Genomic DNA, 26336 nt, shown 5'->3' with positions numbered 1-26336 from the left:
GTGAATATAATCGGAGAAGATTCGGACGATATCGGAACGGAGGTTACAGACAGCAAAGGAGTTGTGCATCAAATTGAGATGCACAAAGATAGTGGCGTGATATACGCCCACGAACAAGATGGCTACGCGGATGATCCCTCCAAACGAACCAATGAGGAAACTGAGCACGGAAACCAGGCCCGTCGCCTCTCCGAGTGGCACGTTTACCGCGAGCGCGGTTACGATACGGTGACGCCCTTCGCCAATCCTGACCGGATCGTCGCGGCGATCATGGCAATTCTCGATATGACGGCTGTCGAGGTCGAGCACTTCTTTGGCGATCTGGAAGCCGAACTGCTCCGCTACCAGAACGGGTCCTACGACCACCTGCCGTTCGAGGACGTCGATCCGTCGGAGCTCTACGTCTATCGCCAGGATATCTGGGTCACACCGGATCCAACCGAGGCCGAACCACCACTACTCGAACAGTTCTGCGAGTACGTCGAGTCGCCGCGGCAGACGCTCGGCGAGATACTCGGCGACGGTCCCGATCCCCGAGACTCACTGCCAGCGTACGAGATCGAAGCCGTCTCCGACGTTCACTATCTCTATAGCGACGGACGATCGCGGGAGGAACGGTGGGCCGACCAGCCACTGGATCGAGAGCCCGACGCTCGGATCGAGATGCTGGCGATCGATCCGGACGCATTCGACTCGTTTGCACAACTACTCGCTTCACACCTCGGCAACCAGATTCGGGATCGATTCCTCGACATGGGGCTGCATCCACCGAAAGTGTTCCAGACGCCGGGACTCGGCACGCACGACGCGATGATCAAACAGCAATTGATGCCGATGTACGACCGCCATTTCCTGGCCAGCGAGCACGACAGCCCGTGGGACCAGAACGCTGGCTTCCTGTGAGGACGGCAATTTTGCAATTGAACCGATGCTGCAGGACTATCGTGATTTGGAAGCGTACCGCTTTGCACGTGATAGCAGGCGGCGAGAACGGCGGTTAGTGGCTGGCCAAAACCGAGATCCGTGCCTAGGACGTACCCGACGGAGCCCCGATCCCGGCGCTGGTGGCTCTATCACTCGAGGTTTCGCGCGGTGTCGATTTCCTCCCGCGCGGCGGCCATGTCCGCCGGTCCGATCCGAAGCTCCACGTTCTCATCGAGCAGCAGGTCGCGCATTTCGAATCGATTCACGCCCGCGAGTCGTGCGGCCATCCTGAGGGTCACGTCCCCATCGTCGTATAACGACACTGCAGAGGCGATTCGAGTCTCCTGATTCTCCTGGAAGTACTCCCGGAGCACGTGTCGAATCGCGTCGCTCTTGTTCTCGAAGACCCCGGCACTGATGGCTCCCTCCATGAGGTCGGTGAGGTCGTCGGGGATCGTGGCAGTGGTTCGGGACATCGCTTCGCTATCCACTAGCGCTTCATACAATATATGAAGTGGGGTGGGCGAGGTGCTCGTCCCCCTCGCTCGAGTACTGTGCGGCCGAACCCGCGTCCTGTGAACGGTTCTACCAATGGCCACTATTAGAGAACTATCCTTGCACCTCGCCGTCGAACACCAGCGGTTCGATCAGGACGGTCTGGTGGGCGAGCTGCGGGCGCTTCGATCGGCCGTCGCGTTCGTACTCGATCAGATCCGCTTCGAACAGGACGTCGAGATTGCGACTCACTGCGCTGACGTTCCGGTCGACCGATCCGTGATCCAAAATTCGGTGACCAAAATTCTTTCCCCGAACGTGTTTTATCGATTTCATTTTATACTCGGATACGAACGGTTAGTTGATGGCAACATCCGAATCAGTCTATCGTCGAATTGGCGGACGAGAGGCCGTCGAGGCGGTCGTCTCTGACTTCTACGACCGTGTGTTCGACGACCCGCTCCTCGAACCCTACTTCGAAGAGTCGGACCGCGGTGCCCTGTACGCCCATCAGGTCCAGTTCGTCAGCAGTGTCGCCGGTGGTCCCGTTTCGTACGATGGGGCCGACATGCGCACGGCCCACGCAGGGATGGGAATCACCGACGAGGCGTTCGATCGTGTGGCTACGTACCTCCACGAAGCGCTCGTCGAGAACGGTGTCGACGACGCCCACGCAGACACCATCTTCGACCAGGTGAACGCGTTGAAACCCGAGATCGTCGAGGAATAACCAACCTTTCAGCGTCGACTGTTTTCGAATCGGCTCACCGCCGAGTCGTCGTCGAGCCGACACTCCGAATCGACCTCGCCCACGCTCTGCGTGACCGAGCCCGTTCACTGACTACTGGGTACCCGTACAATCAGTCGGATCGAAACATCGATAGGCCTGCTGTGAGCAGTGACGTGCATGCCACGATACGGCGATATCGAGTACGAGCGGTGGGCAAAGGGCGGGTTCCTGCTGGGTCTGTCTCTGCTCGCGTTCGGCGCTGGCGGTGAGATACTGGGAAACGCGTTCGTCGGTTCGCTTCCGGCCTGGGAGCATACCCTGTTCACGGCCTCTGAAGGCGTCGGGATCCTCGTCGGGCTCGTTTCACCGCTGCTCTTTGGGATCGCACTGCCGCTGACGGAGTGACCGAACACCCACGTCGATCAATTCCTCCGGAGTGTCGTCCCTCCTCGCACTGCAGCCACCCTCCCGACCCAGTCGAGAGTCGGGACCCCTTCCGGTCGTTGGACGAGGCCGCCACGTCGATTCTGCCCACAGCTACTCGATGCATCCCGTCGGTCTGCCAGGGTAACTGCCCTGGATTGCCTTCCTATCCGCTCCCCCTTGCCGCACGTGCCGAGTACGCCACGGGCCACGCATCGGCACCCGTGATGAGTCTCCAAGGGCTGCTACGGCGGTCCTCGACTGCTAGTAAACAAAGAAGCTAAATGCCACTGAGCTAATATCTCTGCATATGGGAATATTCACTCGACTCAAGATCGGATTCGGGATGGCCCGTCGGAGCCTTCGAGTGCTCCGAGCACACCCGAAGCTCCTCACGTTCCCGCTCCTTGGTGCGCTGTCGGGACTCGCGTTCTTCCTGACACTCTTCGGGAGCCTCTTCGCCACGGGACCGATCTTCCAAGAACCGGGGCCTGCCCTCTACGCGGCGCTGTTCGTCGCCTACCTCGCCGAGACGTTCGTCGCGTCGTTCTTCACGGCGGCGCTGATCGCCGCGACACGGACCGCCTTCCAGGGTGACGAGCCATCCATCCGCGGCGCGCTCGCGACGGCCTGGCAGCACAAGTGGCCCCTCTTCGCGTGGTCGGTCGTCGCCGCGACCGTCGGTGTGATAATCAAGGGAATCGAGGGAGAGGACAACCTGGTCGCCCAGATTGCGGCCGCCGTCTTCGCCGTCGCCTGGAGTCTCATGACGTACTTCATCGTGCCCGTGATCGTCTTCCGTGACCCGTCCGTCCGCGAAATGTTCACGGAGAGTGCGCGCACCTTCAAAGAGACCTGGGGCGAGTCGATCGGCGCGATGGGGGCGATCGACGTCGTCTCGTTCGTGCTGGTGCTCGGTGGGGGCCTGCTCGGCGGCGCCACGTACCTCGTCCTCGGTGGCCTCGGGACGGCCGGACTCGTCGCGACCGTGGTCGTCGGCGGGACGGCGATCCTGCTCGCCTTCCTGATCGGGAAGACGCTCTCGGGCATCGCGAAGACCGCGCTGTACCTCTACGCGACGGAAGACACCGCCCCGGAGTACTTCGAGGACATGGACTTCGGCGGACTCGGCGGCGACGACTCGACGGCGAGTTCGAGCGGACTCACCGGCGCGATGGGTAGTTCCGGACGCGGCCGAATCTGAGCCATCGGCTTCGGAGCGTCGGTTGAGTCTCACCGGACTCGGGTCGGTTCCGCGCGACGTTCGACTGACACGCTCCCCACGTCGACCATTGCTGGCGCTCGTTGCGTCCACTGTGTCGGTATGGTGGTGAGGTCGCCTGGATTCGGTGCCAGGTCGAACCGTGTTTTCTATTCACGCACCGCCAATCACTGTCCACTTCGGCGGTTGGGGTACGCTCGTTCCGTCTGGTCTCGGCATTGCAATTCCCGCTGATCTGTCTGTCAATAGAAAGAATAATTGCCAGTCAACACGACAGTTGAGCCGTGATTTCCGCCCTCGTTCGCACCGCCCGCGACCGGCTGACGATACGCCACGTTCTCGGGTACGTCGCGGCAGTCGCGATCGTCTACGGCATCTCACAAAACGCGAGCCTGGTCCTCGGTATCGCGACCGCGTTCGTCATCACCGAGGCGATGGCTGTCGTCCGCGAAGCACCCGGGATCGACGGCCGATGGGCCGGTGTCGGGATCGGGCTCTTCATCACGGGTATAAGCCTCGTCTGGTTCGCCTACGAGTACGTCGTTCCGGCGTCTGACGGCCTCCTGTGGTTTCCGGCACTCACCGCTGGGGTGGGTGTCTGGTTCCTGCTGGACGCTCGTCGCGATTTCGTCGAGGACCGACGACGGGATGGCACGCAGCCAGCGGACGACATGACTTCGAGCGAAGCGATGCTCGTCATGAGTCACGCCCACCTCGTCAGTACCGAACTCGAATCGGGGCCGAAGACGGTCCCCGAACTCGCCGCTGCGTGTGACCTCACCGAGTCTCGCGTCCGCGAGGTTATCGACGTCGTTGGCGACGACGGCACGATTTACCCGCTAGAGGAGTCGGCCGCGGATGACGCCACCCGATACGCGCTCGACGAATCGAAGGTGGGTGCGGGTGCGTTCGTTCGTTCCATCGTCGGCCCCGCCGCCCGCCGACTGGTCAGGCCGTTCCGCGGGTAGGGCCGAGCGCGACGCCGCGTCGAGCCATATGGGCGGCTTGCCCGCACAGGGCGTACGGGATTGATCGCTCGGATCGAAGTGCCATCGTGCAGTTCCTCGAGGTACTCCCGCTGGTCGTGGTGATGGTCTCCGGGCCGCAGATTTTGAGCGCCATCTTCCTCGCGACGAGCCAGCGCTGGCGGACGAACTCGGCGGCCTTTCTCGCCGGCGCTGCCATCTCGATTTCGCTCGTCGTGGGGATCGCGTACGTGCTTGACGTCGGCGTCGTCGGCCGGGGACGACCGTCGATGGCACGAACCGGTGTCGTCCTCGGGGCGCTCGTCCTCGCGATGATTCACACGTACCGGACGCGCGAGACGGCCGAGTCGCCGCGGTGGATGGGATCGATCGAATCGGCGTCGCCGCGCGCCGCGTTCCGACTCGGCTTTCTCCTGATGGGCTTCTTCCCGACTGATCTCCTCACCTCGATCGCGGTCGGTTCGTACCTCTCCGGGCGCGACGCACCGCTCTGGCACCTGGCTCCGTTCGTGGGTGCGACACTCCTGATCCTTGCACTTCCGTCGCTGGCGCTGATTGCGGGCGGTGCGCGTGCTGAACAGGCCCTCCCGAAGATTCGCACCTGGATGAACGACAACTCGTGGCTGGTCTCCGAGTTCGTTCTGCTCTTTTTCGTGGCCATGACGCTCTCGAACGCGACGCCGTGAGCCCCGGGAGAAATCGCGACCGATCGTCTCTCGCCTCGTGCGAACACGACACACTCATTTACTCGCTCGCCAAACTGTCAACCAATGACGATAGATCGATCGATGAACGCGGTCGACAACGCCGCGTCGGGATCGCTCCGCAGCCCACCGGGGTCCACGGAGCCCTGATTCCGGATGCGACTGGCCAGGGGGACCCTCCTCGCGATCGCGGCGGTGTTCATCGCGCTCTCGGTGCAACTCGTCTTGCCGTTTCTCCAGTACGTCCTGGGCGCCGTCTTGCTCGCGTTCGCCCTGTACCCGCTACAGCGACGGCTCGAACGGCGCGTCTCTCCGATGGTGGCCGCACTGACGCTCGTGAGCCTCGCCGTCGTCGCCGTCGTGGTCCCGTTCATCCTCGTCCTTTCGGCGATCCTCGACGAGGCGCAGTACATCCTCGCGAACGTCGACGCCGAGACCCTCCAGATCGACGTGATCGAAACCAGGATTTGGGAACTCACGGGGTACGACGTGACGATCGACGGCCAGCTGGTCGGCTCCGGGCAGGATCTCGGACGGACCGTTCTCGAACAATCGACGGCTGCGTTCAGTTCGCTCACGACGTTTGCGATCGGCATCGTCCTCGCGCTCTTTCTCGTGTACTACCTGCTGAAAGATGCGGAGGCGCTGGTCGCGTGGCTCTATCGGACGATGCCGTTGCCCGAGGACATCCAGCGGGACCTCTACAGTGAATTTACCGACTTGTTGTGGGCGGTGCTCTTCGGACACGTCTTCGTCGGTGTCGTCCAGGGGCTCGTCGCCGGCCTCGGCTTTCTCCTCGTGGGAATCCCGAATACCGCGTTCTGGACCATCGTGATGGTCGTCTTCGCGATGGTGCCCCTCGTCGGAACGATCCCCATCTGGGGTGGTGCCGTGCTCTATCTCGTGATACTGGAGCAACCGGTACTGGCCGGTGCCCTGTTCGTCTACTGCGTCGTCGTGGTCGGCGTCACCGACGACTATCTGCGGCCGTTCGCAGTCGACCGCTACGCGGAACTCAATCCGGCCGTCATCTTGCTCGGTATCCTGGGTGGTGCCTACGCCTTCGGCGTGATGGGCCTGTTCTACGGGCCGATCGTCCTCGGCGGGTTGAAAGCAACCTTGCATGTTATCACCGAACACTGGGTGCGACTGCGGAGTGTCGAGGGGCATCCCGGATAGTCGGGCCGGATGATGTCGACGCAACCCGAACGACGGCGAGGCGATCCGGACGATCGAATTCGATCGCAGCCGGTCCTTTCGAGAGGCACGTGCGAACCTGCCGGCTCCGGAGCTGGCCGGCTCGATCCGTCGTGACCACCAGTCCTTTTGCGTGCGGGCGTCGAGACCCGACTGAGACAGAGTCGTGTCCGATCGTGAATCTGGCCACGCCACCGATGGTGAGGCCTCCTCGAGTGATGGGTCGTCGAGGCAGGCCACAGTGGACCAGCGCCCGACCCGAGACGTCCTCGACTCCGTCATGGAGAGTGGCGTCCACGAACTCAATCGCGAACGCGGCGGCCTCTTGCTGTCGGGGTTCTCGGCGGGGCTCGACATCGGATTCGGGCCGCTCCTGATGGCCGTCATCCTGACGCTCTCGACCGGTGGGTTCGGTGATCTCACTACCGAGCTTCTCGTCGCGAGTGCCTACGCCGTCGGGTTTATCTTCGTCATCATCGGCCGCTCGGAGCTGTTCACCGAACACACTACGCTCGCGGTGGTTCCGGTCTTAGACGGCGAGGCGACGGTGACACAACTCGCGCGCCTCTGGGGACTGGTCTACGTGGGGAACGTACTCGGTGGCGCCACGTTCACGATCCTGGCCGTCGTGCTGATGCCGGGACTCGGCGTCGTCGATCCGGCTTCGTTCGTCGAAATCGCGTCGAAGCTCATCACGCACGACCCACGCTGGCTGCTCGTCGCCGGGATCTTCGCTGGCTGGTTGATGGGATTGCTCGCCTGGCTGCTCACCGCCGCTCAGGACACGACGAGTCGACTGCTGCTCATCTGGATCGTCGCGGCGACGATCGGACTCTTGCACCTTCCTCACTCGATCGCCGGCAACGTCGAAGTGCTCTTCGGGCTCGTCATGACTGACGCGATCACGATCGGCGACTACGTGGTCTTTCTGGTGCTTGCGACGATTGGGAACGCACTCGGTGGCGGGATCTTCGTCGCGTCGATCAAGTACGGTCACGTCGTTCGCGGCGGCGGGTAGTGGTTTCGCAAGGCTGCATCGGCCCGTCACGTCGCTGTACAGTGGCCAGATCGGGTTTCAGCAGGTGTGATCTCCCCGAAACTCACTAGATGAACTGACAGTCACTACTATATGGGATGAATGTGGTTGTGTACCGTATGGCAACCAAAGAAGTAAATCTAGAGAGTACGATCGGCGGATTCACCGCAACCGGGCAACTTCACACACTGTCGGTCTGGTTCATCCTCGCGCTCAGGCTGATGATGGGGCTGGCGTTCTTCCAGAGCGGGATCGAAAAGGTGCTCGCGGGGGACTTTAGCGCCGGCGGGTACCTCGGCAGTCGCCAGGCTGGGCCGGCCGCAGACCTGTTCACCTCGATGGCCGAGGTTGGCTGGTTCGTCGAGTTCGTCAACGTCGCCGTCCCCTGGGGCGAGGTCCTCATCGGACTCGGCCTCCTGTTCGGCGCCTTCACCCGCCTCGCGGCGTTCTGGGGCGCGTTCATGATGCTCATGTTCTACCTCGGGAACTGGTCGGTCGACCATGGGTACATCAACGGCGACTTCGCGTACATGCTCGTCTTCCTCTCGGTCGCCGCCTTCGGCGCCGGTCGCATCCTCGGCCTCGACGCCTACATCGAATCCTACGACGTCGGTGGACAGCCGCTGATTGAACGGTATCCGGCGCTCCGATACATACTCGGGTAATCGACGGCGTTCGATAGCTGAGTGTGACGGTACCGTGGTGGGCCGGGCGGTCGTCGCTGGCCGGCCCGCCACGGGATTTATGCCCGTGCTCGTGGGCAGCCTTCCACGCCCATGCCAGTCGAAAACCTCGCCAGAAGCAGGGTCGTCACCGCTGACACAGACGAATCGGTCGCCGAACTCGCCAGTATGATGGACGACGAACACGTCGGGAGCGTCGTCATCACGGACGGCGACGAGCCGGTCGGGATCGTCACGGATCGCGATCTGGCGACGCGCGTCCTCGGAAACGGGTCGAACCCGGACGAGACGACGGCCGAGGACGTGATGTCGGAGGAGCTCACGACGGTGTCCGAATCGGACGGGTTCTACACGGCGGCCGAACGGATGGCCGAGGAAGGGGTCAGACGGCTGCCGGTCACCGACGGCGACGGCCAGCTCTCGGGTATCATCACCGCGGACGATTTCACGGAACTGCTCGCCGACGAACAGGCCCAGCTCTCGTCGATCATTCAGGCCCAGCGTCCGGCCTACGACTGAATCGAGCGGGCGAACACCCTCCAGACGATGCGATCGATCACGTGACCGGGCCACTACACGTGATCGATTCCTGATCGTGTGTGTGTGTGTGTGTGTGTGTGTGTGTGACCAACGAACGGGACCGTGGAACCGGTCACGCCACTCGTGTTTTCGACGACCGAGCTGACTTGACGACGTACGACGCGGCCAGCTGCTCGGTCGTTCGGCCAGTTCCGCCCGTTGCGAACCGTACTCGCCCAGTGGCTCGTAGGGTGGGACTAGGCGAACGATGGCTGGGGCTGCTGGTGGCTCTGTTCTGTGAGACGACCCTCCTATTGTTGGTCCTCAGGGAACCACAGCCGGTGGTCGTGCGTGAACCGCTATCTGGGGTGGCGGGCGCGGTCCAATCGAGTACCCCACGGAATAACGAGAGGCAAATCGCTGTCGAGCGAGCGAAAATCCTGCGAGGGCGTGAGTCCTCATCGTGAAGAGCGATTCCCTTCTGCGTCGTCGAGGCGGAACCGACCCGTGTAGAACCGCCACGACGGCGCCAGTACCCGGAGGCTACCGAATGACGTAGTCGCTCAATAGTAATGCCTGCCGGGAAGTTGGCTGGGGTTATGAGCGACCGATCACTGCTCGTTTGGCCGTCGGAGCCGACACTGGCCGCTACCACCCGACCGAGTACCGGTCAACCCGTCGTGCGGGGTGGCCGATAATGTGCGGGATCATCGGCCACGTTGGCGACGGTGAGGCGATCGAACCCCTGCTCACCGGCCTCGAGAATCTCGAGTATCGTGGCTACGACTCCGCGGGGATCGCCGTCCAGAACGGGGCGGGTATCGAAATCGCGAAGCGATCCGGGACCGTCGATGAGCTGGTCGAATCGCTCGAGGGAACGCACCTGGGCGGTTCTCTCGGCATCGGTCACACGCGCTGGAGTACACACGGGCCACCGACGGACGAGAACGCCCACCCGCACACGGATTCGACCGCCGACGTCGCCGTCGTCCACAACGGCATCATCGAGAACTACGGCGCGTTGAAAGAGCGACTACAGGAGGCCGGACACGAATTTACGAGTGACACCGACACCGAAGTCGTGCCCCACCTGATTCAGTACTACATAGACCGGGGGCACGACGGCGAGACGGCCTTCCGGAACGCGATAGAAGAACTCGCCGGTAGCTACGCGATCGCGGCCATGTGCGACGGGGACGACTGTCTGTACGCCGCCCGGGACGGGTCCCCGCTGGTCGTCGGGATCGACGGCGACGACTATTACCTCGCGAGCGACGTTCCAGCGTTCCTCGAGTACACCGACGATCTGATCTACATCGAGGACGGCGACGTGGTCGTCCTCGAACCGGACGGAATCTCGATTACGGACGCGAACGGAGCGCCGGTTCGCCGCCGTCGGGAGACGGTCGACTGGGACGCCGAGGAGACGGGCAAGGGCGAGTTCGACCACTACATGCTAAAGGAGATCACGGAGCAGCCGACGTCGATCGCCCAGACGATAGAGGGCCGATACGATCCGCGACGCGGCTCGGTCTCGTTCGACGCCTGTGAGCCGGAGACCTTCGCCGACATCGACCGGGTCGTCCTCGCGGCGTGCGGGACGTCGTATCACGCTGCGCTGTACGGGGCGATCGTGCTGCGTCGGGCCGGGGTCGACGCCGACGCCATCCTTGCCAACGAGTTCGGTGTCTCGGCTCCGCCCATCGACGATCGAACGCTCGTCGTGGCCGTCACCCAGAGCGGCGAGACGGCCGATACGCTCGGCGCGCTCCGGGCGGCGTCCCGGGCCGGGGCGACGACGCTCGCCGTCACGAACGTGATCGGATCGAGCGCCGCCCGTGAGGCCGACGAGCAACTGTTCATCAGGGCGGGCCCCGAGATCGGGGTCGCGGCGACGAAGACGTTCTCCTCGCAGGCGATCGTCCTCACGCTGCTGGCCGACCGTATCGCGACGGCGTCGACGGGAACCTCGACGCTTCCCATCGGCGACATCTGTGCGGACGTCGACCGACTCCCGTCGCTCGTGGAGGAGCTCCTGGACGGCTCCGCGGCGGAGTCGGTCGCCCGGCGATATCGCGGTGAGCGGGCGTTCTTCTTCATCGGGCGAGGCCTGGGCTACCCAGTCGCGCTCGAAGGTGCGCTCAAGTTCAAGGAGATCACGTACGAACACGCGGAGGGCTTCGCCGCGGGCGAACTCAAGCACGGCCCGCTCGCCCTCGTGACGCCGGAGACGCCCGTCGTGGCGATCTTCACCGGCACGGAGGACGAGAAGACGCTCAAGAACGCCGAGGAGGCGGCTACCCGCGGCGCGCCGATCGTCGCCGTTTGTCCGGACGGCCACGACGCCCTCTCCATCGCCGACGCCCACCTCTCGATTCCGGACGTCCACCCCATGCTTTCGGGCCTGCTCGCGACCGTCCAGCTCCAGCTGGTGTCGTATCACGCTGCGAACTTACTCGATCGAGAGATCGACAAGCCTCGAAATCTGGCCAAGAGCGTCACCGTCGAGTGAGGCGATCGGTGAGCCGCCGTTTTCGGGTGGGGTAGTTGTCGCGGGGTCTGAGCATCCGTCGTTGATGACCGGGCAGTCACCGTCCACGGGCTGGAGCGCTTCGAGAGAAATGAGGGCCCAGTATCCGCTCATATCTGGCGATAAATTCCTTGCTACCACCTGTAAATACGAGCATAATCGCAAGAAGACGGTCGAATTCTCGCCGTGGCCTATCGTGACACACAGTGACGAACGCTCGTCGTTCCTGATACGGTACGCCCTCCATACCAATGACGGTTCTGTCGGTATCCGTGATCGATGGCTCCCAAATCCGAAACGAAGTGGACCCCGCTCGAGGAAGAACGGTCGACGGCCGCACCGAACTGCGTGTCCTGTGGCAATCGCGTCACCCGGCAGTTCGCCCGGGTGTTCGGTGACAATCGAGACGTCGTCCACGCCTGTCCCGAGTGTTCGACCTACCGCGAGATGAAGACGTCCGACTTCATCCCCAAGGCACACCGCTGACGCGGGGCGGCGTCAGGTCCGTCGGACGACGTCAGGCACGTCCAGACACGTAGCAGGTCGGTTACACGGCCTGCTCGTAGCGTTCGACGAGGTGGTCGATACCGAACGTGCCCGACGTGATCGTGTGGTGGGTCTCGAGACGCGGGTTGAACTTCGCCTTGTAGCGGTTGATGGCCGGGACACCGGCGCCGACGAGGTCGTATCTGGTCGCCGCCGAGTCGATCCCGTCGGCGATGATTCGCCAATCGAGCAAATCGTTGACCGGCACGTCGACGTCTTCGAGTTTCACGCCACCCTGCCACCGGAAGCGCGTGTCGTCCGATTCGAGGACGAGGATGCCGCCACAGAACTCGCCGTCGACCCGGCAGACGTAGGGTCTGATCGCGCCCGCCGGGAGCGCGTCGTACAGTGCGCGCACGTAGGATGGCTCGAGGTGGAACGGGCGCCCCTGTTTCTCGTACCGCGTCGCGACCTGTTCGACGATCGAGTCGATCGCGTCCGGTCCCTCGACGGTGACGGAGACGCCGTCGGGGACAGACTGGACGTTGCGACGCGCGTCCGAACTGAATCGATCTCTGACGGCTTCGGGTGAGTCCTCGAGATCGACGACGTAGGTGTACTGGAGCGAGACGTCGAAGCCGTTCCAGGTGAACGGCCGCAGATCGTCGATGCCTGCCGTCGTCACCTTCCAGTAGACCGGTGAGCAAGCGTCTTCGAGCCACTCGAGACAGCCGTCGACGAACGATCGCAGGCGTCTGTCTGCCTTGCGTTGCTTCAGGTGACTCATCGAGTGAACGACCGGGCCCAGGTAGCACGACCAGGACTGTGGCGCCGGCGAGAACACCGCCGCGAACGGCCCCTTCGTCAGTTCGAACGCGGGGAAGAGCCCGACGGGCTCCTCGCCCTTGAACCCGGCCAGGGCGTGGACAGTCGTCTCCGTCTCGGTCGCCTGCAGTGCCAGTGCTTCGGCCCGGTAGAACGGGTTCGATCGATGGGCGCGATCGACGAGGCGATTCCACTCCTCGGGCTCGGTTTCGAGGTCGAACGATCTGATGTCGACACTCATGGTGTTAGAGGTAGCCGAGGTCGGAGAGGCGATCTTCGACGGCGCTATCGTTCGTCGACGTCGTTGGCCCGGGATCGTAGGCTGGATAGGAATCGACCTCTCCTGGCCCGACGATCGGGAGCGTGCGCCCGTCCATCGCCTCGTCGATCGGGACGCCGAAGTACGTACAGATCGTGGGCGCGACGTCGAAGAGGTGTGCGTCGGTGAGCGGGGCGTCGGCGACGGTGGGTCCCGTCGCCGCGATCACCCCCGTTCGTTTGTGATTCCACGGCTCGATCGGGTCACCGAACGTCTCGCCGGCGAGCCTGGCGACGAGAGCGGTGTCGAAGTCGCGCGGGACCGTCACGATATCCGGTCCGTTCGCGACATGTGGGCCCTCGAAGAACGCCTCGCGGGGCCCTACGCGTTCGAACGCGGGCTCGCCCGCCGGCGTCTCGAGTGCGGCCAGCAGGTCCACGACCTGTGACCGGACGCGTTCGTACTCCGCCGCGGGGAGCTGTCCGTTCGGCTCACGTCCCTCGACGTTGAGTCTGACACCGAGTTCGCTCTTCGATCGAACGTAGGCCGCCGAGGCCGGGAAATCGACCTGCTCGCTCCCGGCCCTGATGACGTCGTTCGGGACGTGATGGCCGATCGGTTCGGCGAGCCCGACCCGGTCGAGGACGCCCGCGACGCGCTGAGTGGTGATACCCACCCTCGCCGCGAGCTCGATGGCCCGTTCGAGCGCGCCGGGGCTGTGCTCGCTCGCGTCCGCACCCTCGACGAAGTCGTTCTCGAACGCACGGGACCACGTGGGCATACCCTCGCCGCCCTGTTTTCGTTCGAGGAGATCGTGCTCGGAGAGGACTTCGTTCACTCGGACCTCCACGTCGCGGACCGGGCCGATCCCGTGGTCGCTGACGAGCATCACTGCACCCGGATCGACCGTTTCGAGCGTTCGCTCGAGTTCGCGATCGACGGCCGCGTACACCGTCTCGACGGCCTCCTCGTCTCCTGGCCGTTCGTGAAAGACGGAGTCCGTCAGCTGGAACTGCACGAAGGCGAACTCCGGGGCGAATCGATCGAGGAGATACCGGAAGGCACGGCCTCGCTGGCGGATGGTCCGCTCGTAGGCGGCAAGTTGGTCGTCGACGTCCTGCCAGCTCTGCGGGTAGATCCGATACGGGCCGATGGCGTCTTCGACTTCGTTCAGGATCCCGTCCGGGTGACACGCCGGGACTTCCGGCGCGGTGAGCCCCGGGACGAGTGCCCCGTCGAATTCCCGGGCCGGATGGGTGACCGGGACGTTGACGACCACGCTCGTGTAGCCGTGTTCGTCCAGCAACTCCCAGATCGGCCGCGACCGGACGTGCGTCGCGTTGACGACGTCCCAGTCGTAACCGTCGAACGTGAGGAAATCGAAGACGCCGTGTTTTCCCGGATTGGTCCCCGTGTACAGTGACGGCCACGCACTCGCCGTCCACGGCGGAATCTGGGACTCGAGCGGGCCGACCGTTCCCGACGAGAACAGTCGTTCGATCGTCGGTGCAGTACCGGCCTCGAACTGATCGTCGAGCACCGACTGACAGCCGGCGTCGAGCCCGACGAGTAACAGGTCGGGTCCCGACGGTGACGCGGATCCGTCCATGCAGGCCCGTTCCCGCTGGGTCGCTTTGTTATCGCGTCGCTTCACCGCGTACGGTCGCGTTGCAACGGCAACCAGCGGTCTCGACCGATTCCGCTCGGTCTGTACGCCGATCGTACGGGGCCGACGAGCGCCGTAGCATACGGATGCTAAAGCCAGCCGTTGGCTAGTGCCAAGGCGATGGCCCAGTGTCGGGATGACCACGCCCTCGACCGTGATCACCGATGGTAGCGTCTGATCGCCAGCGACAGCGGAGAACGGGCGGGAGTGACCCAGGCGGTCGATCGACGGGAATCAGGTCGTTTCTCGATCGACACGCACCCGATCATCGCCTCTATGGAACCGGGAAAGTCGCGCTCAGGGACGGCGTCGCCGCGATGCTCCCCGAGACGGCTGCCAGCAGCCACCCGTCCCACTCACCCGGCCGTCGACAGCCCGCTCGCGGCGACCCTGTCGACCGAACGCGAGACACGACGTGGAACGTCCTCCTGCCGGCGTACATCCCGGATGCGGTCGCCGAACCACTTCGAGAACTCGGTGTCGAACCGCGGTACTACGCCATCTCGCCGGAACTGAAACCGGACGAAGCGGATCTCACGGCACGGACCGACGAGGGAACGCTCGCAGTCGTTTCGATCGATTACTTCGGGTTCCCCCAGCCGGGCATCGATCTCGTTGCGACCCACGCGGCCGAACACGACTGTTATCACGTCGACGACAACGCTCATGGGGCCCTGAGCGTTGCGAACGGGCAACTGCTGGGAACGCTCGGCGACGTCGGCATCACGAGCCTCTGGAAGACGCTCACGGTGCCGAACGGGGCCGTCCTCTACGTCACGAACGATCGGCTACGTGATCGAATCGCCCCTTCGGCCTGTGCTGGCGTCGCCGACACGATCACGATGGCAGACGTCGGTTTCGTCTGCGCGCGTGGACTCGACCGCGTACTGGGGACCGTCCCGGACCTCCGGCGCGTGGTCGACCCGATCGTCGACGGCGTGGCCGGCGACGTTCCAGGGCCGAAGGCCCGGTACGAAGCCGGGAAACGTCCGTGTTCGAAACTCACGGCAGCAGTCTGTGCCCGTGTCGACCCAGCGTCGATCCGCACGCGGCGCAGAGCGCACTATCGGGCCTGGCTCGACGAACTTCACCAGATCGACGGCCTGACGCCACTCTTCGAGACGCTTCCCGAAGGCATCTGCCCGCAGTGCGTCCCGGTCGAGGCGGCCCAACCAGCCGTCGTCCAGTCCCAGCTCGCGACGGCCGGGCTGGACGTTCACACCTGGCCGAGACTCCCCGTCGACGTCGTCGCCGATCCGACCTACGAGACGGCGCAGGCACTCGGCGCGAGCGTACTCGCGCTCCCGGTCGATCGAGGTGTCGACACGGATCGAATCGCGTCGCTGGGCGCCACGCTTCGGTCAACGAACGACCGTCGTTGGTGACGGGACGTCAAATTCACGTCGCAAGAACGCTGTCAGGCCGCCGACCGCGATCTATTCTCCACTACGCTCCAGATTCTTCCGCCGAGTCCGCCTCGTCGGGACGGTCGACGGTGTGTTCTCTGACGGAGATGCCCTTGCGCCCGAGGTGCTGGAGCTGGCGGCGGGCGAAGTCCTCTTCGCGAGAGCCCCGCGTCGCGAGCACGTAGACGAGCGCGCCACCCGCCGGGCGCATCGTCCGCCCGGCGCGCTGGGTTCCCTGTCGGCGTGAGCCCCCGAGGCCCGAGGCGATGATGGCGAGGTCCGCCGTCGGGAGGTCGAGTCCCTCGTCGCCGACCCGGGAGACGATCAGCTGTTGGCGCTCGCCGGCGCGGAACGCCTCGAGGAGTCGCTGGCGTTCGTGGTGGGGCGTCTCCCCGCTGAGGAAGGGAATCGACAGTGCGTCGGACAGTTCGCGGCCCTGATCCAGGTATTCGACGAATATCAGCGCCTGGCCAGACGGGTGGGCGGCGAGCAATGTTCGGACCTCGTGGATCTTCGCGGGATTCTCCGCGGCGATGCGATACCGCTCACGCCCGTCGGCTGCGGCGTGGGCGTTGCCCGCTTCGTCCGCCCAGGGAACGTACCGGATCTCGAGTTCGGGTTCGGCGACGAAGCCGGCGTCGAACAGGGCGTCCCAGTCAGTGCCGATCGGTGGGCCGACGAGGGTGAAGATCTCGGCCTGCCGCTCGTCTTCACGGATCGGTGAGGCGGAGAGTCCGAGTCGGTAGCGCGACTGTAAGTGCGTCGCGCGCCGGTAGACGTCACTCGGGACGTGGTGGACCTCGTCGAAGATCGTCAGTCCCCACTCGCGGTCGTCGAAGAGGCTTCGGTGGCGGTCCATGCCCGCGATCTGGTACGTCGCGATCGTCACCGGCCGGATCTCTTTTTGGCCGCCGTGATATTGCCCGATCTGGGCGGGATCGAGCGTCGTGTCTGCCGCCAGCGCGTCGGCCCACTGGCGAGCCAGGTCGCGACTCGGAACCAGGACGAGCGTTTCGCCACCGACCCGTTCCATCGCGCCCATCGCGGCGACCGTCTTTCCGCTGCCCGGTGGCCCGACGAGCACGCCAGCGCCCTGGTCGTCGAACCGTTCGACCCAGGTTCGCTGGTAGTCTCGCAACGAGACGGTGAGCTCGAGGTCGAGCGGGTCGCCACCGTCCAGTTCGCGATCGTCCTGCACGGGATAGCCGGCCTCGTAGAGTTCGCGCTTGATCGCCGCCTCGGAACCCTCCCGGACCCAGTCTTCGGTCTCCGAAATCGGTGCGTGAACCTGCTCTTCGTCGAGCAGCGGTCGCGCGACGTTGCCCATGATTTCGGGCGACTGCGCTTCGAGCACGGTGTAGCCGTCCGGATGCGTCGTGAGGCGGAACTGCCGTGCCCGATCCCACTGGCTCTCGATCCAGTCTTCGAGGGTGTCGTTTCGCTCGCCGAGGGCCTGCCGGATGGTCCGTCGAAGGCCATCGAGGGTATCGTGAGGGGCTTGCCAGACGTCTTCGGGGCGGACGACGTACCGATAGCCACCGTCACCGGTCGTCTCCGCGAGGTGGGCGAACTGCGAGAGCTGCGCGCGCGTAAACTGCTGGGGCTGGTCGACGACGATCTCCCGGCGCTTCGGAAAGATGACGACGCGTTCGCGAGCGCGGGGATCGTCGAGTTCGCTCGGGTACCAGACGACGGGATCGGCCTCGACCGACAGGCGCGTAACGTCGCCGTCGTCGGCGAGCCGATCGAGCGCCGCGTTCGCTGCCTCGTGGCTCGTTCCGAGCGCCGTCGCCACGGTTCCGGCGGTCAAGATCGGCCGACCCTGTGTTTCGCAGATGTCGTAGAACGACGCGAGTGAGAACGAATTCGTCGTCTCCTCCACGTCATTGGCGTCGGTATCGGCCGTCGGCTCTGATGGGTTCCCACCTGCGGGCTCCCCGGTCTCGTCGGTCACGCCAACGGGTATTGCGCTCGCGGCTAAACCCGTTACGCCTCGCGGGTCAGACGCCTCACGTGTCTGCCGTGAACGAGGCGAACGCGTGGTATCGTGTCCGTGCGCTGCTTTACGTGTCCAGGCAGGATGGCTGTATCTCACCGCTGATCGACGTGACTGAAGACTGATTGGTGGGAACGGCTAAGCGGCTTCAGTCCGTACGGTGACCTATGTATCGGGCTATCCTTCCCGAAGGCCAGATCGTCTGTGAGCGCTACGAACACGCAGAGGAAGGGATCGAACTGTACGACGACGATGACGAGTTCGTCGCGTTCGTTCCGTACTCGACGTTAAACGCCCTGATCGACGAGGACGCCTACGGGTCGGACGAACGTTCGATTATGTAACGGAGTACGCACTGGACGGCCCGCCCGTGCGGGTTTGGTGACCGACTCGGTCGATGGATGCAGACACGGTCGACGGATGCAGACGCATTCGATGGATACCGATCCGATGATGGCTGGTTTCGTCGCCTCGAGCCGATCCCGTTCTCCTGTGGTTTCTCGCCGTCGCGCCGTGGTGACGCGCTCGATCAGGCGGCTGGCTGCTCGTCGATCGCGTCGAGCTGTTCGCGGTAGCGGTTTCTGACCGTGACGACTGTCGTCTGAGCGGTTTCGGCGACCGCACGCTGTGGAATCGTCTCCTCACACAGCAGGCCGGCGGCGTAGATCGCCGCGGCGGCGAATCCGGTCGGTGATTTTCCCGAGTGCAGGCCGAGCTCGGTCGTCTCGTCGATGATGTCGATCGCGGTGGTCTCGACCTCGCTGCTGACGTCGAGTTCCGAACAGAATCTGGGGACGAACTGCCGGGGGTTGGTTGGCTCCAGGTTGATGTCGAGCTCGTCGGCGATGTACCGGTAGGTGCGGCCGATCTCGCGCTGGTCGACACGCGAGACGGCGGTCACCTCCTCGAGACTGCGAGGAATATCGTCTTTTCGACAGGACATGTACAGCGCGCTCGTCGCGACACCCTCGATCGAGCGCCCGCGGATCAGGTCGCGATCGAGCGCCTGCCGGTAGATGACACTCGCGGTCTCCTTGACCGGTTTCGGCACGCCGAGGGCGCTCACCATGCGATCGATCTCCGAGAGCGCGTACTTCAGGTTCCGTTCGCCCGCGTTCTTCGTCCTGATTCGCTCTTGCCAGACCCTGAGCCGGTGGAGCTGTCCGTGCTTGCCGGCATCCATCGAGTGGCCGTTCGCGTCCCGATTCCGCCAGTCGATCGTCGTCGTCAGGCCGCGGTCGTGCATCGACTGTGTCAACGGCGCGCCGACCCGGGACAGTTCTTCGTGCTCTCGGGCGTCGAACGCGCGCCACTCGGGCCCGTAGTCGATCGGTTCGTCGCTCAGGACGAGCCCACACTCTTCACAGACGAGTTCCCGCCTGTCCGGATCGTGAACGACCGTCTCCGTCTCACAGTCCGGACACTGGCCCTCGCCGACGCTGGTCTCTTCTCGGACGTTCTTCGTTGTGACGGACCGTGTCATCAGTGGATTGGCAGACTCAGGCACTCACTGTAAGGCCTTGCCATGGTTTCAGTGGAAATACGTACTTACTGCGGCTGATTCGACCCATCGCAACCGATCTTCGTCCCGTTCCGCTCGGACGGTCCGGCCGGTTTCCTCGCAAGTGAGCGCAGCTGCTTGCGTCAGCTGGCAACTCTCGTCTGGGAACGTATCGGTCAGGTATCCGGGCGACTCACTGGTCAGGTCTCCACTGGCTGACTTATCAGTCAGGTGCCCACTGGGCGATCTATGGGCCAGATGGACTCCGGATTCCTCTCCGGTCGAATCACCCCTTAGACGGGCGAGGCGGCGGTGAATGTAACTCGAGCGGACGATCGACATGGTGGTGAGCAGAACATCCCTCGACGGCCAACGTGCCCGGATGTAGCCCGACCGAACGACTGGCCAGTTCCGGAAATCGGGACGGCCTGGGACGAACGCTACTGTGATGGGTTCGACTCGCTGGCCATCACTCGAGCGAACACCACTGTGAAACTGTTTCGAGGGATCGGTCCGTCGGCGCGCTGGAGTAAGGACGGGTTTCGGTGAGCGGTTTCTGTGCACGCTTTTGGGGACCCAACCCGTCCGCTCGACGCGATGCGTCCTTCCCCTCGGAACTGTCTGCTCGCTGGAACGCCGTCGACGACTGGGTTCGGGAGGGTACCGAATACGCGGCCGTTACCATCTCTGGCGACGGATATCGTCTCCCTCCGGCGTCGAATGGGCTTCGCGACGTCGTCGGGACGGACGGGACGGCCGCCGACACCACCGACGTTATCGGCACCTGACACCCCGATCGATCGCGATCAATCGGGCCATAGACGTTTGCAGACGGTGCAAAACGTGGGGGTGTTTAAGAGTGTCACCGTTGGGATACCAGTTGGTGTGTCATACGTGAATCTGATCGGTAGCCCGAGGGAATCGACGAGCAACACGTGCAGCTATTCTGCCCCGGCCGACCCCGGACCGACAGCATCGAACGAGTACGACCGCCATCGAGACGAGGGTCGGAGGTAATGTCGTCCGTCGATACATCGTTGCCGGAGGAAATCACGTCGGTTACCGAAGATACGAGTGCCGACGGCCTCTCGAAAGACGTCATTTTCGAACTGCTGAAGAACCGACGCCGACGGGAAGTGTTGACCTACCTCCTGGACTGTGACGAGACCGTCACGCTCTCGGAACTGGCCGAACAGATTGCCGCCTGGGAGAACGACACGACGGTCAATCAGCTCAACTCCGACCAGCGAAAGCGCGTTTACGTCGCCCTCTATCAGACGCACCTGCCGAAGATGGACGACGCCGGTATCATCGAGTACGATCAGGATCGCGGGCTGATCGAACTATCGGACAACGCGGATCTGCTGGTGATGTATCTCGATACGGAGTCACACAAACACGACCGGTGGGATCGGTGGTACGCGGTACTGAGCGTCGTCGGGCTCGTCGTGTTACTCGCCGGCTTCCTCGAGTTGCCGCTCGTCGGCGCCATCTCCATGACACTGCTCTCTGCGCTGATCGTCGGGGCGTTCTGCTGTCTCACCGCACTTCACGTCGTCGTCAACCAGCGGTTGCAGCGCCACGTCGACGGCAAACTTTCCCGCATCGAGTGAGTCCGCTCACGACTGTCTCTTCCACCTGTCGAGTCCGCTTGCGACTGGTCCTACCATCTGTCGAGTCCGACCGACGGGACCTTTTTGTCCACTGATACCCTACGTGCAACTGGCTCCCGTCGACGGTATCGGTCCGGTCCAGTTCGCGTGCCAGCTTGCTGTTCCGGTGCGGGAGCCGATTCCGCTCGTGATCGGTGACGCCGATTTTTCGGCCGAAGCGAAGACGCTGTCGAGGACTTTCCGAGTGACTACTCGAAGCGCTCGGGATCGACGGATTCGCCGTCGATGGCGAACGTTCGGACTTCGGTCCGGTCCCGGTGTGGACTGATGTCCAGCGAGGTGATGTCACCGGTGTACTCCCAGACGGTGCGTGCTTCGTCGGATCCAGAGAGCCACCACTCCGCCCAGTCGTCGCCGTAGGCCTCACCCTCGGTGAGCCACTGTGCGTGGGCGGGTGCCGGTTCGATCTCGCCGTCGACCTCGATCCGGTAGCTGAACTGGCCAGCGAGTGAGAGAGTGTGTGAACTCGGCGTGACGTACCTGTCGTGGTCGAGTTCGTCGCCGTTCACCGCCAGTGTCCGAACGCTCGTGGTGCCGTCGTACTCGGTCACCTCCAGCGAGGTGATGTCCCCGGTGTACTCCCAGACGGTGCGTGCCTCGTCGGACCCGGAGAGCCACCACTCCGCCCAGTCGTCGCCGTAGGCGTCGCCTTCGGTGAGCCACTGTGCGTGGGCGGCGGCGGGTTCGATCTCGCCGTCGACCTCGATCCGGTAGCTGAACTGGCCGCTCAACTCGATCCGATTCGTCGCCTGTACTTGCGTTCGGCCACCGGCGGCCGCTTCCCTGGCGCTAGTGGGGCACCCGTCCGGAATTCGACTCCCGTCGGGATTCGTTCCGTTCCCTTGCTGCAGGTCGACGGTGGACCCGTTGGCCTCGCGGATCCCACCGTGGAACGCCGTACTGTACTGCGTGTCGGACACCGCGACGTGAGTCCCGCTGCCGTTCGCGCCGGCGGCGATGGCATAGTGCCGACCGTTCATGTCGAGATCGCAGTCACGAACCTCGACAGTGCCGGGTGCCCAGGCCCAGATACCACGACCGTCCTCGTGGCGCTCGTCGTTGAGCGCGACGCAGTTCTCGACGGTGCCCTTCGCGAGGCGGTAGTGAGCCACCCAGGAGTTCGCCGAGTAGCAGTTTCGCAGTTCGACCGTGCCGCTGTTGCCCGGTGCGGAGCAGTAGAACGAGTTGTCGCCCATCTCCTGGATGTTCACCCGGTCGATAACGAGGTGGCCGGAGTGTTCGGGCGATACCCACAGTCCCAGCCCGTGGCGGTGTCCCGCGCTCGCGCCGTCGCCGAGGTAGACGTTCTCGATAACCGACGTTCCGCCACCGGTGTCGGACGCCCCAATAATTCCCGTCGGCGGGCTGTCCATCCGACCCTCGAATCCGACGTTGCGAACCGTCGTATTGGGGGCGTGACAATCGATCGTCGCCGATGCCCCGTCGGCCGTGACGTCGATGAGGACGTTTTCCAGTGTCTCGCCCGCGCCGACGCGGAGGACCTCGTGCGAGCCGGCGTCGACCTCGACGACATCGTACGATGCGGCGTTCGCGCGACCGGCTGCGCTGGCGATCGCAGCCCCGCCGACGGCGGCCCCTGCGAGTTGCAGATAGGATCTGCGATGGAGTAAGCCGGTGTTACCAGCGGGCGATTCGGCCGTCTCCGCTTCAGCGTTCGCTTGCTCATCGTCGAATTCCGGAGGTTCGCGTGCCATAGCCGGGTAACGAAAGGATACCGGCATAAACTTTCTCGTATCTGTGTCTGTAAAATACCGTGAGTCTCACGGTATCCTGACTGTTCATCGGACCGCGCATTGAGCCGATGTCGCCGCCAGAGTGGACTCCACTGGCTGCAGCGCACGCGCTGGTATTTATCGGGAGCGAGACTGGTTCGACTCCCAGATTCGAGAAAAGGCCTACCGGTCCGAAGCGAGGCTCGTCACGGTACAGTTCCGTATACTGGCGGTGTTACGGAGGTGGAGAAATCACCGCCGTGCGAATCGAACGCGCCTCGGTCAGTCCTGTGAGCCAGGGACCGTCGCCACTGGCTCGGTCCCCGCTCGCTTCGGACGCCGTTCGTCAGCAGCGGCAGGTTCGCGGTCGCCGTCGCAGAGCTCACGACAGAACACTGCGAAGTGCTCGGCCTGTCGACGCCACGCGAATTCGCGAGCACGCCGTCGCCCGTGGATTGCGGCGGATTGGCGCCGGTCGTCGTCGCCGAGGAGCGTGTCGATCGCGTCGGCGAGTTCGCTGGGCGCTCCCGGGGAGACTGCGATTCCGTCGGTCCCCGCTCTGAAGTACGTCTCGATGCCACCGACGGTGGTCGTGACGACGGGGGTGCCACAGGCCATCGCCTCGAGATTGGCCATGCCGAAACTCTCGGCGTGAGTCGGCAGGCAGAATACGTCTGCCGCCGCGTAGTAGCCAGGAAGCCGATCGTGTGGCAACTCCCCCTCCAGCTGTACCGCGGCGTCGACGCCACGTCGTCTGGCGTATCGTCGAACGGCGTCCGCCTCACCGGCCCCGACCACGCAGAGTTCGAGTGGACGTTCGACGTGCGCGACAGCGTCGACGAGATCGTAGATTCCCTTTGGTTCGACCAGTCGACCCACGAACAGGAGCGTCGCCCTGTCGCGACGGAATGCGGGGCGTCTGTCCGGATTGAAGTGGTCGGGGTCGACGCCCGGGTGGATGATGGCGTCGACGTCGCAGCCGAACTCGGTCGCGACGCGTTCGGCGAGGAAGGCCGAGTTCGCCACGTGCGTCGTCGTCTTGGTGAACCGTTCCCAGATCGCACTCCCGATGCCCTGAGTGAAGTCACTGTGGAACCCACGAACCGTGGGCACGTCGACGAGCCGGGACAGGATGACGTCGTCCAGCGCCTGGAACGTAACCAGCACGTCGACCTGGCGTTCGAGTCGATCGAGCACGCCGCTGCGGTGTGCACTCGCGACCATTCGGAGTTTGGAGACGTCCTGCGGGCCAAGCGGGAGGATGGCGGCGGCCGACGACGCCACCGTCGAGTCGACTGGTGGGAGTTCGACGATGTCGACCCCAGCGTCCGAAAGCGGTGCGGTCGCCGGCCCGGCCGTGGTACAGACCGTTACGTCACACAGCCTGGCAAGTTCGATTGCCATCCGGCGGGTATAGACGGCGATCCCGCCAGCCTGGCGGGTTCCAGCGCCGTCGTGGAAGAACCCGATACGCATACACCGGCCTCCGTGTGGGCGTGAATTGTTAGCCGCGACCTGTGTCTCTGTATCCGATGAGTTCTCCGGCGTGTGGCAGTTTCTCCACCGTGTCCGCCGAAATATTGGCGCCAAGTAACTGCGTCAGTATCCGACGACCAGCGACTATTCCGCGATCCAGGCGACCAGCAGCCACTCCGGTATCCCTGCGGCAATCGGGTACGACTGCGATAACAAATGGACCGGATCTGGTCGGTTTACTCGATGAGAGCCAGTTTCGATCGGTGGCGAGATAGCTCCGCTCGGCGACGTGGTGTGACGGGACCTGCGGGCGGCCGTATCGCTCCGTTCCCGTCACCCCCCGTTGTACAGCCGGCGATCCGAGCGTGGCGACGTCGGTCACCGCTTCGATAGATGTCGGTCACTGACCGGATCGTTCGGGGATTCAAGGCGACGCTCGCCGCACGAGTGGTCGATGCGTTGGCGAACGGGCTCCTCATGGTGCTACTCGCGCGCGTATTGCTTTCCCCGTCGGAGTACGGACAGCTGTTCTTCGTCCTCGCCGTCGTCGGCGTCGCCCAGTTGGTGGCGGATCTCGGCCTCTCCCGGTCGGCTGCCAGGTACGTCGCAGAGCGCAAGGAGACTGATCCGGGGTCCGTCCCGTTCGTCGTTCGCTCGTCGTTGCGGTACAAACTGCTCCTGATTATCGTCGTCGCCGGGGGACTCGTCCTCGGTGCAGACGTCGTCGCTTCCCTTCTCGGCACACCAGCGGTCGCCGGAGTTCTGGGTCTCGGCGCCTGTTACCTGGCAGTGCAGTCGCTCGCCGCCTACGCCGAGATTCTCTTCCAGGGGTTCAATCGGCTCGAACTGAGCGCCGTGGTGAAACTCACGAACAATCTCTCGCGCCTCGTCGCGGTGGTGATCCTGACGGGGCTTGGATTTGGGGTCGCCGGTGCGCTCCTCGGCTACGTGGCAGGCGCCTTCCTCGGCGCTGCCGTCGGGCTCGGTTACCTGTTCGGGCGTCTCTACCGCTCGTTCGAAGACACTGGCGGCAGTCGAGCCCTTCGGAACAGCATTCTCGCGTATAGCGTTCCCCTGACCGCCTCACACAGCGCGAACGTGCTGGACAAGCGGATCGACACGGTACTCGTCGGCGCACTCCTCAATCCCCTGGCGGTGAGTTACTACGTCCTGAGCAAGCAAATCACCGAGTTCGTCCTGGTCCCCGCCGGCTCACTCGGCTTCTCCGTCTCTCCGACCTACGGCGAGCAAAAGGCGAACGACGCACTCGATCACGCCGCCCGAATCTACGAGTCCACCGTCGAGGTCGTGTTACTGCTGTACGTTCCCGCGGCCGTCGGCTTGATCGTGATCGCCGAACCGGCCGTCAGGATGGTGTTCGGCTCGGCGTATCTCGGCGCCGTCCCCGTGTTGCAGGTGCTCGGGATCTACGTCGTCTTCCAGGCGATAACCAGCGTCACGACGAACGGACTGGACTATCTGGGCCGCGCGAAACACCGGGCGATCGCGAAGGGCACCACTTCGATCGCGAACGTGCTCTTGAACGTGGTGCTGATCCCGATTTACGGCGTCGTCGGCGCTGCCGCGGCCACGGTCGTCACGTTCGGTGCGTACACGGCTGTCTCCGTCTACGTGATGCACCGCGAACTTTCGCTCGATTTCGCTCGTCTCGGACGACGATTGGTGCTCGTCGGTGGTATTTCGGTCGGGATGGGACTCGCCGTCGTGTCGATGCGTCCGTTCATCTCCACCGTGATCGGGCTCGTCGGCGTCGTCGGACTCGGTGTTTGTGTCTGGATGGCGCTGGCAGTCGCCAGCGGCCTGATGGACGTTCAGGAGACGATCGGTCTGCTCAGGTGACGGCCG

The 26336-nt window shown here is 64.0% G+C and carries 25 protein-coding genes; 17 read left to right on the top strand and 8 right to left on the bottom strand.

What is annotated here, in order from left to right; translation table 11 throughout:
* Positions 1-78 precede the first annotated feature (78 nt).
* Positions 79-903, top strand: coding sequence for a hypothetical protein (locus HALRU_RS07965; RefSeq protein ID WP_245547730.1), 825 nt, complete (start codon positions 79-81; stop codon positions 901-903).
* Between the two features lie 170 nt (positions 904-1073).
* Here HALRU_RS07965 and HALRU_RS07960 read toward each other — a convergent pair whose 3' ends face one another.
* Entirely contained in the window at positions 1074-1400 is a 327-nt protein-coding gene (locus HALRU_RS07960) for a UPF0175 family protein (RefSeq protein WP_015300888.1), read from the bottom strand.
* Between the two features lie 133 nt (positions 1401-1533).
* Positions 1534-1707 carry an HVO_A0114 family putative DNA-binding protein gene (locus tag HALRU_RS15670; RefSeq protein ID WP_171814985.1) on the bottom strand — a complete coding sequence of 58 codons (174 nt, stop codon included), beginning with the start codon at positions 1705-1707 and terminating at the stop codon, positions 1534-1536.
* 76 nt (positions 1708-1783) lie between these two features.
* On the opposite strand from HALRU_RS15670, the gene HALRU_RS07955 reads away from it, so the two are divergent.
* The 11 genes from HALRU_RS07955 (at position 1784) to HALRU_RS07905 (ending at position 11935) form a co-directional block, all read left to right on the top strand.
* Positions 1784-2149 carry a group I truncated hemoglobin gene (locus HALRU_RS07955; RefSeq protein WP_015300886.1) on the top strand — a complete coding sequence of 122 codons (366 nt, stop codon included), beginning with the start codon at positions 1784-1786 and terminating at the stop codon, positions 2147-2149.
* A gap of 177 nt (positions 2150-2326) precedes the next feature.
* Entirely contained in the window at positions 2327-2554 is a 228-nt protein-coding gene (locus HALRU_RS07950) for a DUF7860 family protein (protein WP_015300885.1), read from the top strand.
* Positions 2555-2882: 328 nt separating this feature from the next.
* Positions 2883-3776 carry a DUF6159 family protein gene (locus HALRU_RS07945; protein WP_015300884.1) on the top strand — a complete coding sequence of 298 codons (894 nt, stop codon included), beginning with the start codon at positions 2883-2885 and terminating at the stop codon, positions 3774-3776.
* Positions 3777-4078: 302 nt separating this feature from the next.
* A complete protein-coding gene (locus tag HALRU_RS07940; RefSeq protein WP_015300883.1) occupies positions 4079-4762 on the top strand; it encodes a hypothetical protein in 684 nt (227 codons plus the stop codon).
* Positions 4763-4848: 86 nt separating this feature from the next.
* Positions 4849-5466, top strand: coding sequence for a GAP family protein (locus HALRU_RS07935; RefSeq protein ID WP_015300882.1), 618 nt, complete (start codon positions 4849-4851; stop codon positions 5464-5466).
* A 174-nt stretch (positions 5467-5640) separates the two neighbouring features.
* Positions 5641-6663: an AI-2E family transporter gene (locus tag HALRU_RS07930; protein ID WP_015300881.1), complete on the top strand. Its 1023-nt coding sequence runs from the start codon at positions 5641-5643 to the stop codon at positions 6661-6663.
* Between the two features lie 259 nt (positions 6664-6922).
* The gene (locus HALRU_RS07925; RefSeq protein ID WP_148680474.1) at positions 6923-7699 is read left to right on the top strand and encodes a formate/nitrite transporter family protein; all 777 of its coding nucleotides are present in this window, start codon (positions 6923-6925) and stop codon (positions 7697-7699) included.
* A 137-nt stretch (positions 7700-7836) separates the two neighbouring features.
* A complete protein-coding gene (locus tag HALRU_RS07920; RefSeq protein ID WP_015300879.1) occupies positions 7837-8382 on the top strand; it encodes a DoxX family protein in 546 nt (181 codons plus the stop codon).
* Positions 8383-8493: 111 nt separating this feature from the next.
* Positions 8494-8919 (top strand): CBS domain-containing protein, encoded by a 426-nt coding sequence (locus HALRU_RS07915; protein WP_015300878.1) that lies wholly within the window; start codon positions 8494-8496, stop codon positions 8917-8919.
* A 697-nt stretch (positions 8920-9616) separates the two neighbouring features.
* On the top strand, positions 9617-11431 hold the full coding sequence (glmS, locus tag HALRU_RS07910) for a glutamine--fructose-6-phosphate transaminase (isomerizing) (protein WP_015300877.1): 1815 nt from the start codon (positions 9617-9619) through the stop codon (positions 11429-11431).
* Positions 11432-11728: 297 nt separating this feature from the next.
* Positions 11729-11935 carry a DUF7563 family protein gene (locus HALRU_RS07905; RefSeq protein ID WP_015300875.1) on the top strand — a complete coding sequence of 69 codons (207 nt, stop codon included), beginning with the start codon at positions 11729-11731 and terminating at the stop codon, positions 11933-11935.
* Positions 11936-11996: 61 nt separating this feature from the next.
* Here the strand turns inward: HALRU_RS07905 and HALRU_RS07900 are convergent, their stop codons facing one another.
* Both HALRU_RS07900 and HALRU_RS07895 read right to left on the bottom strand, forming a co-directional pair.
* Complete coding sequence (locus HALRU_RS07900; RefSeq protein ID WP_015300874.1) at positions 11997-13001, bottom strand: lipid II:glycine glycyltransferase FemX; 1005 nt, start codon at positions 12999-13001, stop codon at positions 11997-11999.
* Positions 13002-13005: 4 nt separating this feature from the next.
* Positions 13006-14628, bottom strand: a complete 1623-nt coding sequence (locus HALRU_RS07895; protein WP_015300873.1) for an alkaline phosphatase family protein — start codon at positions 14626-14628, stop codon at positions 13006-13008.
* A gap of 221 nt (positions 14629-14849) precedes the next feature.
* On the opposite strand from HALRU_RS07895, the gene HALRU_RS07890 reads away from it, so the two are divergent.
* Positions 14850-16070, top strand: a complete 1221-nt coding sequence (locus HALRU_RS07890) for a DegT/DnrJ/EryC1/StrS family aminotransferase (RefSeq protein ID WP_148680473.1) — start codon at positions 14850-14852, stop codon at positions 16068-16070.
* A 61-nt stretch (positions 16071-16131) separates the two neighbouring features.
* On the opposite strand, the gene HALRU_RS07885 is transcribed toward HALRU_RS07890, so the two are convergent.
* Complete coding sequence (locus HALRU_RS07885; RefSeq protein ID WP_015300871.1) at positions 16132-18045, bottom strand: DEAD/DEAH box helicase; 1914 nt, start codon at positions 18043-18045, stop codon at positions 16132-16134.
* A 209-nt stretch (positions 18046-18254) separates the two neighbouring features.
* Here HALRU_RS07885 and HALRU_RS15665 point away from each other — a divergent pair, with 209 nt between their 5' ends.
* Complete coding sequence (locus HALRU_RS15665; RefSeq protein ID WP_015300870.1) at positions 18255-18431, top strand: hypothetical protein; 177 nt, start codon at positions 18255-18257, stop codon at positions 18429-18431.
* Between the two features lie 185 nt (positions 18432-18616).
* On the opposite strand, the gene HALRU_RS07880 is transcribed toward HALRU_RS15665, so the two are convergent.
* Positions 18617-19570: a transcription initiation factor IIB gene (locus HALRU_RS07880; RefSeq protein WP_007696320.1), complete on the bottom strand. Its 954-nt coding sequence runs from the start codon at positions 19568-19570 to the stop codon at positions 18617-18619.
* A 563-nt stretch (positions 19571-20133) separates the two neighbouring features.
* On the opposite strand from HALRU_RS07880, the gene HALRU_RS07875 reads away from it, so the two are divergent.
* Both HALRU_RS07875 and HALRU_RS07870 read left to right on the top strand, forming a co-directional pair.
* Positions 20134-20376 carry a hypothetical protein gene (locus HALRU_RS07875; protein ID WP_148680472.1) on the top strand — a complete coding sequence of 81 codons (243 nt, stop codon included), beginning with the start codon at positions 20134-20136 and terminating at the stop codon, positions 20374-20376.
* A gap of 228 nt (positions 20377-20604) precedes the next feature.
* Entirely contained in the window at positions 20605-21201 is a 597-nt protein-coding gene (locus HALRU_RS07870; protein ID WP_015300869.1) for a DUF7344 domain-containing protein, read from the top strand.
* 248 nt (positions 21202-21449) lie between these two features.
* On the opposite strand, the gene HALRU_RS07865 is transcribed toward HALRU_RS07870, so the two are convergent.
* Positions 21450-22976 carry a hypothetical protein gene (locus HALRU_RS07865; protein ID WP_015300868.1) on the bottom strand — a complete coding sequence of 509 codons (1527 nt, stop codon included), beginning with the start codon at positions 22974-22976 and terminating at the stop codon, positions 21450-21452.
* 300 nt (positions 22977-23276) lie between these two features.
* Positions 23277-24470: a glycosyltransferase family 4 protein gene (locus HALRU_RS07860; protein WP_015300867.1), complete on the bottom strand. Its 1194-nt coding sequence runs from the start codon at positions 24468-24470 to the stop codon at positions 23277-23279.
* Between the two features lie 393 nt (positions 24471-24863).
* Here HALRU_RS07860 and HALRU_RS07855 point away from each other — a divergent pair, with 393 nt between their 5' ends.
* Positions 24864-26330, top strand: a complete 1467-nt coding sequence (locus tag HALRU_RS07855; protein ID WP_015300866.1) for an oligosaccharide flippase family protein — start codon at positions 24864-24866, stop codon at positions 26328-26330.
* Positions 26331-26336: the final 6 nt, after the last annotated feature.

Source organism: Halovivax ruber XH-70, from assembly GCF_000328525.1.
GTDB lineage: Archaea > Halobacteriota > Halobacteria > Halobacteriales > Natrialbaceae > Halovivax > Halovivax ruber.
Note: the sequence above shows the minus strand (reverse complement) of the source record. Positions and strands in the feature narration are given on the sequence as shown.

Bases quoted from the DNA above. Each gene is read 5' to 3' on its own strand.
- HALRU_RS07965 (WP_245547730.1), top strand. From the start codon at position 79: ATGCACAAAGATAGTGGCGTGATATACGCCCACGAACAAGATGGCTAC.
- HALRU_RS07960 (WP_015300888.1), bottom strand. From the start codon at position 1,400: ATGTCCCGAACCACTGCCACGATCCCCGACGACCTCACCGACCTCATG.
- HALRU_RS07955 (WP_015300886.1), top strand. From the start codon at position 1,784: ATGGCAACATCCGAATCAGTCTATCGTCGAATTGGCGGACGAGAGGCC.
- HALRU_RS07950 (WP_015300885.1), top strand. From the start codon at position 2,327: ATGCCACGATACGGCGATATCGAGTACGAGCGGTGGGCAAAGGGCGGG.
- HALRU_RS07945 (WP_015300884.1), top strand. From the start codon at position 2,883: ATGGGAATATTCACTCGACTCAAGATCGGATTCGGGATGGCCCGTCGG.
- HALRU_RS07930 (WP_015300881.1), top strand. From the start codon at position 5,641: ATGCGACTGGCCAGGGGGACCCTCCTCGCGATCGCGGCGGTGTTCATC.
- HALRU_RS07920 (WP_015300879.1), top strand. From the start codon at position 7,837: ATGGCAACCAAAGAAGTAAATCTAGAGAGTACGATCGGCGGATTCACC.
- HALRU_RS07915 (WP_015300878.1), top strand. From the start codon at position 8,494: ATGCCAGTCGAAAACCTCGCCAGAAGCAGGGTCGTCACCGCTGACACA.
- glmS (WP_015300877.1), top strand. From the start codon at position 9,617: ATGTGCGGGATCATCGGCCACGTTGGCGACGGTGAGGCGATCGAACCC.
- HALRU_RS07905 (WP_015300875.1), top strand. From the start codon at position 11,729: ATGGCTCCCAAATCCGAAACGAAGTGGACCCCGCTCGAGGAAGAACGG.
- HALRU_RS07900 (WP_015300874.1), bottom strand. From the start codon at position 13,001: ATGAGTGTCGACATCAGATCGTTCGACCTCGAAACCGAGCCCGAGGAG.
- HALRU_RS07895 (WP_015300873.1), bottom strand. From the start codon at position 14,628: ATGGACGGATCCGCGTCACCGTCGGGACCCGACCTGTTACTCGTCGGG.
- HALRU_RS07890 (WP_148680473.1), top strand. From the start codon at position 14,850: ATGGTAGCGTCTGATCGCCAGCGACAGCGGAGAACGGGCGGGAGTGAC.
- HALRU_RS15665 (WP_015300870.1), top strand. From the start codon at position 18,255: ATGTATCGGGCTATCCTTCCCGAAGGCCAGATCGTCTGTGAGCGCTAC.
- HALRU_RS07880 (WP_007696320.1), bottom strand. From the start codon at position 19,570: ATGACACGGTCCGTCACAACGAAGAACGTCCGAGAAGAGACCAGCGTC.
- HALRU_RS07870 (WP_015300869.1), top strand. From the start codon at position 20,605: ATGTCGTCCGTCGATACATCGTTGCCGGAGGAAATCACGTCGGTTACC.
- HALRU_RS07865 (WP_015300868.1), bottom strand. From the start codon at position 22,976: ATGGCACGCGAACCTCCGGAATTCGACGATGAGCAAGCGAACGCTGAA.
- HALRU_RS07860 (WP_015300867.1), bottom strand. From the start codon at position 24,470: ATGCGTATCGGGTTCTTCCACGACGGCGCTGGAACCCGCCAGGCTGGC.
- HALRU_RS07855 (WP_015300866.1), top strand. From the start codon at position 24,864: ATGTCGGTCACTGACCGGATCGTTCGGGGATTCAAGGCGACGCTCGCC.